This is a genomic window from Amycolatopsis sp. NPDC003865, assembly GCF_053605345.1.
The window spans coordinates 1,327-3,738 of sequence record NZ_JBSGJA010000053.1 but is presented as its reverse complement, the minus strand read 5'-3'; the positions used below and the strand labels follow the sequence as shown (position 1 = coordinate 3,738).

At 55.5% G+C, this 2,412-nt stretch carries 1 rRNA gene; it reads right to left on the bottom strand.

The window, feature by feature from the left end:
• Window positions 1–2,354 (bottom strand): 23S ribosomal RNA (locus tag ACWEVP_RS50245); the annotation flags it as partial.
• Between the last annotated feature and the right edge of the window lie 58 nt (window positions 2,355–2,412).

Sequence of the window (2,412 nt, the reverse complement as noted above, 5' to 3'; positions counted from 1 at the left end):
GCTTCACAGTCTCCCACCTATCCTACACAAGCCGAACCGAAAACCAATACCAAACTATAGTAAAGGTCCCGGGGTCTTTCCGTCCTGCCGCGCGTAACGAGCATCTTTACTCGTAGTGCAATTTCGCCGGGCCTGTGGTTGAGACAGCCGGAAAGTCGTTACGCCATTCGTGCAGGTCGGAACTTACCCGACAAGGAATTTCGCTACCTTAGGATGGTTATAGTTACCACCGCCGTTTACTGGCGCTTAAATTCTCAGCTTCGCCCCGAAAGGCTAACCGGTCCTCTTAACGTTCCAGCACCGGGCAGGCGTCAGTCCATATACATCGTCTTGCGACTTCGCATGGACCTGTGTTTTTAGTAAACAGTCGCTTTCCGCTGGTCTCTGCGGCCACCCACCCCTAGCCCGTAAAGGACTTCAGAGTGTTTGGCCCCCCTTCTCCCGAAGTTACGGGGGCATTTTGCCGAGTTCCTTAACCACAGTTCACCCGATCGCCTTGGTATTCTCTACCTGACCACCTGTGTTGGTTTGGGGTACGGGCCGTGCATGCACTCACTAGAGGCTTTTCTCGGCAGCATAGGATCACTCTACTTCGCCTCAAACGGCTACACATCACGTCTCAGCCTACGTGAGTGGCGGATTTGCCTACCACTCGGCCTACACGCTTATACCAGGACAACCATCGCCTGGCGGAGCTACCTTCCTGCGTCACCCCATCGCTTGACTACTACGAAATCAGGTCCCACGCTCCACACACCACCATCCACCCGAAGGCTTCAAGCGATGGCTTTGGGTGGTTAGTATCAAACGCCTCGTCATGGGCGCACATGCTCGGGTACGGGAATATCAACCCGTTGTCCATCGACTACGCCTGTCGGCCTCGCCTTAGGTCCCGACTTACCCTGGGCGGATTAGCCTGGCCCAGGAACCCTTGGTCATCCGGCGGCAGAGTTTCTCACTCTGCATTCGCTACTCATGCCTGCATTCTCACTCCCACACCCTCCACGACTGGCTTCCGCCGCCGCTTCCCCGGATGCAGGACGCTCCCCTACCCATCCATACCACTAGACAACACCCTCAAGGAGTGAAGCCGATGTATTGCATGAATGACACAGCTTCGGCGGTGTGCTTAAGCCCCGCTACATTGTCGGCGCAGGACCACTTGACCAGTGAGCTATTACGCACTCTTTCAAGGGTGGCTGCTTCTAAGCCAACCTCCTGGTTGTCTGGGCAATCCCACATCCTTTCCCACTGAGCACACACTTAGGGGCCTTAGCTGGTGTTCTGGGCTGTTTCCCTCTCGACGACGAAGCTTATCCCCCGCCGTCTCACTGCCACGCTCTCACTAACCGGTATTCGGAGTTTGGTTGATTTCGGTAACCCGGTAAGGCCCCTAGACCATCCAGTAGCTCTACCCCCGGCAAGAAACACGTGACGCTGCACCTAAATGCATTTCGGGGAGAACCAGCTATCACGGAGTTTGATTGGCCTTTCACCCCTACCCACAGCTCATCCCCTCAGTTTTCAACCTAAGTGGGTTCGGGCCTCCACGACGTCTTACCGTCGCTTCACCCTGGCCATGGGTAGATCACTCCGCTTCGGGTCTAGACCACGCGACTCATTCGCCCTATTCAGACTCGCTTTCGCTACGGCTACCCCACACGGGTTAACCTCGCCACGCAGCACTAACTCGCAGGCTCATTCTTCAAAAGGCACGCCATCACCCCAAAAGGCTCTGACGGCTTGTAGGCACACGGTTTCAGGTACTCTTTCACTCCCCTCCCGGGGTACTTTTCATCTTTCCCTCACGGTACTCGTCCGCTATCGGTCTTCAGGAAGTATTTAGGCTTACCGGGTGGTCCCGGCAGATTCACAGCAAATTCCACGAGCTCGCTGCTACTCGGGAACACCACCAAGACCAACAACAGCAGTTTTCGCGTACGGGGCTCTCACCCACTCCGGCCGCCCATCCCAAGGCGTTCCACTAACCACTGCGCAAATCCGAAGGAATGTCAGTCCCTTCAAGGTGGGTCCCACAACACCGCACATACAACGCCTGACAGCTTGACATATGCACGGTTTAGCCTCTTCCGCTTTCGCTCGCCACTACTCACGGAATCACGGTTGTTTTCTCTTCCTACGGGTACTGAGATGTTTCACTTCCCCGCGTTCCCTCCACACACCCTATATATTCAGGTGCGGGTAACACCACATCACTGGTGCTGGGTTTCCCCATTCGGAAATCCTCGGATCACAGCTCGGTTGACAGCTCCCCGAGGCTTATCGCAGCCTCCTACGTCCTTCATCGGCTCCTGAAGCCAAGACATCCACCATGTGCCCTTAACAACTTGACCACAAAGATGCTCGCATCCACTCTACAGTTCTCAAACACCACACCAGAAACAAACGTCC